Below are 6,423 nucleotides of genomic sequence, written 5' to 3'. Positions count from 1 at the left end.
GTGTGCTTGGCGGCTCACGAAAGCAAATGTCGCGATGGGTTCCCGGATACGTCAAACTATGATGGTCTCCCCGGCATAGCCGGGGGATTACCTTTTGGATTTATCAGCGCATGAGCGAGGGCAGATTCCCGAAATCCCGCTCGCTTGGCCCCAAGTGTGCCGTGTGGGTCGAGAAAGAGATCGAGGAATGGATTGAACAAGTGGTCCGGCTCGACGGACTTCCGTGAGCTCATGCTGCTGGAGGATGGAACCGATTTGCGACTCCCCGGCGACAGGTCCTGCCAGTCAAAATTGTCGGGGCGTGGCTCCGTTGATACGCAGCCACGCCCGGGCATCTTCCTTCACGGTGAGGACAAAGCCTAGGAACCAGCCTTCTCGATTTTGGTGACCGTCCCTGCCTTGCCGTCCCAGTCGACCTCGAAATTGACCTTGTCGCCGACTTTCAAACCCGCGAGCAGTTCCGGCTTTATGGCAAAGCCCATTTTCATGGCAGGCCATTGAAGTTCGGCGATGTCGCCGTGATCAAGTGTCACCATGCCCTTGGCCGCGTCGATCTCGGTCACGGTACCGACTCCCTTGCCGTGCTTCATTTCGGCCGCCATCGGCATTTCGGCCATGCTGCCAGTGTTGGTAGCTGCACTTTCAGCGGGTTTCGGCGCTTCGGCTTGCCTGTCGCAGGCGGCGAGCGAGGCCACAGCCAACAGGCTGGACATAACAATAAGGGGTTTCTTCACTGCACTTCTCCTTGGGGTTGAATGGGAGCCTGGGATTTACGGCGCATCAGCAGATAGGCCGCCGGGATAATGAGCATTGAGAGCAGCGGCGCGGTCAGCATGCCGCCGACCATCGGGGCGGCGATCCGGCTCATCACTTCGGACCCGGTGCCAGTACCGATCAGGATTGGGAAAAGCCCGGCAAGGATCACCGCGACCGTCATAGCCTTGGGCCGGACACGCAGCAGCGCGCCTTCGCGGACGGCGGCAGCCACATCGCCGTCTTGGCGGTCATCGAGCGCGTGCTTCAAATAGATCAGCATCACCACGCCGAACTCTGCGGCCACGCCAGCCAGCGCGATGAACCCCACGCCGCTCGCGACAGACTGGTTGTAGCCGAGCAGATAGAGCAGCCACAGCCCACCAGTCAGCGCGAACGGTAACGTGCCCATGATCAGCAGGGCCTCGTCCCAGCGGCGGAAGGTGAGGTAGAGCAGCGCGAAAATGATCGCGAGCGTCACCGGCACGACGATCTTCATCCGCTCGGTCGCGCGCACGAGGAACTCGAACTGGCCGGTGTAGGAGACGCTGATGCCGGGCGGGAGTTTGACCTCGCGCGCGATTGCCGTCTGCATGTCCCCGACCAGTGTCTGAAGATCGCGCCCGCGCCCATCGACATAGATCCAGGTGACCGGCCTGCCGTTTTCGCTGCGCAGCATCGGCGGACCATCGCTGATCCGCACATCGGCGACGGTGCCAAGCGTGATCTGCTGTCGCGAGGGTGTGAGCACCGGCAGATTGACAATGTCATCGAGACTGTCGCGGATTTCGCGGGGATAGCGCACGCTGATCGGATAGCGCGCAAGGCCCTCGACCGTCTGGCCGATGCTTTCGCCGCCGATCGCGCCCGACACCACCGCTTGAACATCGGCGACACTGAGGCCGTAGCGCGCCGCCGCCGTGCGATTGATGTCGACATCGATATAGCGCCCGCCGGTGAGCCGTTCGGCCAGCGCCGAGGCGACGCCCGGCACCGTCTTGACCACCTGCTCGATCCGCTTCGAGGTGCGATCAATCTCTGCAAGGTCCGCGCCCGCCACCTTGATCCCGACCGGACTTTTTATCCCCGTAGCCAACATGTCGATGCGATTACGGATCGGTGGTATCCAGAAATTGGCGAGGCCGGGCACCCTGACCCGCGCATCCAGTTCCTCGATCAGCTTTTCCTGCGTCATGCCTGGTCGCCACTCGGATTGCGGCTTGAACCGGATGGTCGTCTCGAACATTTCGAGCGGAGCGGGATCGGTCGCGGTATCAGCGCGGCCAGCTTTGCCGAACACGCTTTCAACCTCGGGCATGGTTTTGATCAGCCGGTCGGTCTGCTGAAGCAGCATCGATGCCTTGGCAGCCGAAATGCCAGGAAGCGCCGAAGGCATGTAGAGCAAATCGCCCTCATTCATCTGTGGCATGAACTCGCCGCCCAGCTTCGCCATCGGCCATAGGCTCGTGGCAAAGATCAGGGCGGCGATCAGCAGCGCCTTCTTCGGCCGCTCGAGCACCCAGTCGAGCGCCGGACGATAGGCGCGGGTCAGCCAGCGGTTGACGGGATTGGCATCTTCGCTGGGGATTTTCCCCCGGATCAACAGACCCATCAAGACCGGTATCAGCGTGATCGAGAGCAATGCCGCTGCCGCCATCGCATAGGTCTTGGTGAAGGCGAGCGGTGAGAACAGGCGTCCCTCCTGGCCCTGCAACGAGAAGATCGGGATGAACGAGAAGGTGATGATCAGCAGGCTGAGGAACAGCGCCGGTCCGACTTCAGCGGCCGCATCGGTGATGATCCGCCAGCGCGTCGGGTTATCCGGCTCGCTGCCGGGATGGTCATGGTGCCAGCGTTCGAGATGCTTGTGGGCATTCTCAATCATCACCACCGCCGCATCGACCATCGCGCCGACGGCAATGGCGATGCCCCCCAGTGACAGGATATTGGCGTTCAATCCCTGCGCACGCATGACGATGAAGGCGATGAGGATGCCGAGCGGCAGCGTCAGGATCGCCACCAGCGCCGAGCGCGCGTGCCACAGGAACAGCGCACAGACGAGCGCAACGATGATGAACTCCTCAATCAGCTTGCTGGTGAGGTTCTCGACTGCACGATCGATCAGGCCGGATCGGTCGTAAGTCGTGACGATCTCGACACCGGGCGGTAGGCTTTTCTTCAACTCGTCGAGCCTGGTCTTGACGCCCTCGATCACTTCGCGGGCATTCTTGCCCTGCCGCATGACAATGACACCGCCCGCAACCTCGCCCTCACCATTGAGTTCGGCGATCCCGCGCCGCATGTCGGGGCCGATCTGGACCGTCGCGACATCACCCAGCATCACCGGAATGCCGCCCGCCGCCGTGCGGATCGGCACGGCCCGGAAGTCATCGAGGGTCTTCAGGTAACCGCTGGCTCGCACGGTATATTCGGCTTCGGCCATTTCGACCGTAGCGCCCCCGGTTTCCTGATTGGCGCGCTTCAAGGCATCGGCCACTTCCGTCGCCGTGACACCATAGGCCGCCAGCTTCTGCGGATCGACCACGACCTGATATTGCCTGACCATGCCGCCGATGCTGGCGACTTCGGCGACGCCGGGGACGGCCTTCAGCTCGTAGCGCAGGAACCAGTCCTGGATCGAGCGCAGCTGCGCCAGATCGTGCCGTCCGGTCTTGTCGACCAGGGCATATTCATAGATCCAGCCCACGCCCGTCGCGTCCGGCCCGAGCGAAGCTTTGGCGCCTTCGGGCAGACGGCTCTGCACCTGGCTCAAATATTCGAGCACGCGGCTGCGCGCCCAGTAGAGATCGGTGCCGTCGTCGAACAGCACATAGACGAAGCTGTCGCCGGTGAACGAATAGCCGCGCACCACGCGTGCGCCGGGCACAGAGAGCATGGTCGAGGTGATCGGATAGGTGACCTGATTCTCGACGATCTGCGGGGCCTGCCCCGGGTAGGTCGTGCGGATGATGACCTGCACGTCGGAAAGATCCGGCAGCGCATCGACGGGGGTGCTCCTGACGGCCGCCACCCCGATGATTGTCAGCACCAGTGCCGCCGCCAGCACCATGCCGCGCGCCGCGACCGAGGCGCGAATGATCCTGGCGATCATCGGCTGCCTTCCAGCCGCCGCACGGCGATGCCGGTGAGGCTTGCTTCGGAATCGAGCAGGAACTGGCCCGAGGCCACGACCTTCTCGCCGGCACTGAGCCCTTGCAGAATCTCGGTCTTCCCGCCGCCTTCACGGCCTGTCCGGATTTCCGCCGGATGATAGCGACCATCGCCCATCGCCAGCATGACGATGGTCCGGGTGCCGGTGCGGATAACCGCTTCGCTCGGCACCAGCAGAGCAGGCTTGGCATCCCCGCCCAGCGCGACGTGAGCGAACATGCCCGGGCGCAGGCGAGAGCCACGATTGGCAAGCTCGATACGCACCGTGAGTGTGCGGCTGTCTGCCTGCGTGGTCGGAAGGATGGCAATGACCCGCCCGCCAAAGCTCTCACCCGGGAAGGCGGTGAGTGAAGCAGTGGCATTTTGCCCGACCCTGACGCTCCCGGCCTGCGCTTCGGGAACGGCGGCATTGAGCCAGACAGTGCCGATGCCATTGACTTGCGCGAGTGTCTGTCCCTGCGACAGCGTCACGCCTTGCCGGGCATCGAGCGACTGGATTACGCCCGCGATCGGCGAGGTGATCGTCACTGTGCCATTGGTCCGGCCTGTCCGCTCGACCTGGGCGATGAGGCCGTCCGACATGCCCGTCAACCGCAATCGCTGCCGCGCGGCTGCCAACAGCTCCGGCTTCCCGAGCCGTTTGACGCTGAGGAATTCGGTTTGCGCGCCGCCCCATTCGGGCAATTGCACATCAGCGATGGGCGCGCCTGCGCCGATCACGTCGCCGGGCGCGCGGCCATAGACTTGGCTGACGAACCCGCCCGAGCGGGCCTGAACGATCGCCACATCGCGCTGGTTGAAGTCGATGCTGCCGGTCGCATTCACTGTGGCGTCAAGATTGCCCACTTCGGCGGCAACAACCCGGACACCCAGGTTCTGCATCGCCGCCGGGTCGATGCTAACATCCTGTGCCGCCGTACCGCCCGCACCATCGTCGGCATATTTGGGGACAAGCTGCATATCCATGAAAGGCGACTTGCCGGGCTTATCGAACTTCTGGTTCGGAAACATCGGATCGTAATAGTAGAGCACCTTGCGCGCACCATCGCTCGCCGTCGGCGGTGGCGCTTCGCCATTCCCCCGCTGTCCGAGCCAATATCCGCCGCCGCCCGCGATCAGCACCGCCGCCAATATTCCCGCGCGCCAGCGCGCGGCCGCTGAAACGTCCATCTTCATGGCCGCATCTCCCCATAGGTAAAATTGATCCGGATCGCGTCGCGTGCGACATCGGTCTCGCGCGCCAAGGCATCGACTTCGGCCTCGGCGAGCGCGAGCGTCGCGAGCAGCGCGCTCCCGAGATCCAGCCTGCCGCCCGCATAGCTCGCCATGTCGAATTCGGCCCGGCGTTTGGCGAGCGGTACCAGCGTCTGCCGAGCGTTCATCAGCCGCTGGTGATGCATGGCATGGTCGGCAAGGTCGGCATCGAGCGACGCCACGAGTTCGCGTTCCCCGGCCGTACGCAACAGCCGCGCCCGTTCCGCTTCGCTCGCTCGCGCGGCGATCATCGGATCCTGCCGGCGTTTGGCGAACAACGGCAGATCGATGCTGACGCCAACCGATACCATGTCGCCATAGGCGGGATCGCGGCGACCATAGGAGGTGCTCACACGCCAATCGGGGCGCTTGTCGGCGCGGGCAAGTTCGGTTTCTGCATCCGCCGCGCCTACGCCGGCATCGAGTGCCTGCAGGCTCGGAAGCGAAGCCAGCCCAGCCACCAGTCTGGTACGATTAACCTCGAGAATAGGCGGATCACCCGAGACGTCAGCCTGAGGATCGCCGGTAAAGCGCGCCAGCCTCGCCTGGGCCTTGGCGACATCGGCTGCGAGCTCGCTGCGGCGGTCACTGACGGCAGCGCGCAACTGCTCGGGTTCGAGCGTCGCGCTGGGCCGAACCGACCCGGAAGCCAGTCTTGCAGAGACGGTTGCCTGGAGGTCGCCGAGGCTCTGATCCAGAACCTGCAACTGTGCGAGGCGCCGCCTGGCATAATAGAGGTCCACCCATGCGAGCGCGGTCTCAAGGCGAACATTTTGCTCTTCGACAGCAAGGCCAGCTCTGGCAACGCCGATGCCCGCCCGGGCGCGGGTCCGCTCAGCGCGGCGTTTCGCCGGATTGGGAAATGCCTGCTCCACGCCGATGCGCGCCATCGTCATGCTTTCGTGGGTGAAGCTGAAGGCAGGCGGTCCCGAAACCGGGAAATTGTCGATGCCGACGGACAGTGTCGGGTCGGGGAGCCGTCCCGACGCAATTTCGGCAGAACGTGCGGCATCGACACCCGATGCGCTCGCGCGGAGCGAGGGCGCCTCGTCTGCGGCACGCTGGAGCGCAGCACCGAACGCCAGCGGCTCGGCCAGAGCTGCGTTTGGAGCGACCGTCACCGCTAGGCTCGCAAGGGCCGCCACCGCAGTGGCGGGAGCAAGAATCATCTTCATGTGAAGCATCCCTGGTTGAACTTTGCGATGGCGCACGGCGAACCTGGGGGTTCGTCACGCGCGCCAAGCG

The 6,423-nt window shown here is 64.0% G+C and carries 5 protein-coding genes; 1 reads left to right on the top strand and 4 read right to left on the bottom strand.

From position 1 onward, the window contains the following. Window positions 1–110 precede the first annotated feature (110 nt). The gene (locus tag BM052_RS17755; RefSeq protein WP_091149054.1) at window positions 111–227 is read left to right on the top strand and encodes a helix-turn-helix transcriptional regulator; all 117 of its coding nucleotides are present in this window, start codon (window positions 111–113) and stop codon (window positions 225–227) included. Between the two features lie 132 nt (window positions 228–359). Here BM052_RS17755 and BM052_RS17750 read toward each other — a convergent pair whose 3' ends face one another. From BM052_RS17750 to BM052_RS17735, 4 genes are read right to left on the bottom strand one after another with little or no spacing between them, the layout of a single operon-like run. Beyond that, entirely contained in the window at window positions 360–734 is a 375-nt protein-coding gene (locus BM052_RS17750; RefSeq protein ID WP_255406243.1) for a copper-binding protein, read from the bottom strand. After that, entirely contained in the window at window positions 731–3,865 is a 3,135-nt protein-coding gene (locus tag BM052_RS17745) for an efflux RND transporter permease subunit (protein ID WP_091149050.1), read from the bottom strand. The genes BM052_RS17750 and BM052_RS17745 overlap by 4 nt, the downstream gene beginning before the upstream one ends. Next, on the bottom strand, window positions 3,862–5,100 hold the full coding sequence (locus tag BM052_RS17740) for an efflux RND transporter periplasmic adaptor subunit (RefSeq protein ID WP_091149049.1): 1,239 nt from the start codon (window positions 5,098–5,100) through the stop codon (window positions 3,862–3,864). Before BM052_RS17740 ends, BM052_RS17745 begins: the two co-directional genes overlap by 4 nt. Then, the gene (locus BM052_RS17735; RefSeq protein ID WP_091149061.1) at window positions 5,097–6,347 is read right to left on the bottom strand and encodes a TolC family protein; all 1,251 of its coding nucleotides are present in this window, start codon (window positions 6,345–6,347) and stop codon (window positions 5,097–5,099) included. The genes BM052_RS17740 and BM052_RS17735 overlap by 4 nt, the downstream gene beginning before the upstream one ends. Between the last annotated feature and the right edge of the window lie 76 nt (window positions 6,348–6,423).

Source organism: Novosphingobium sp. CF614, assembly GCF_900113255.1.
GTDB lineage: Bacteria > Pseudomonadota > Alphaproteobacteria > Sphingomonadales > Sphingomonadaceae > Novosphingobium.
Note: the sequence above shows the minus strand (reverse complement) of the source record. Positions and strands in the feature narration are given on the sequence as shown.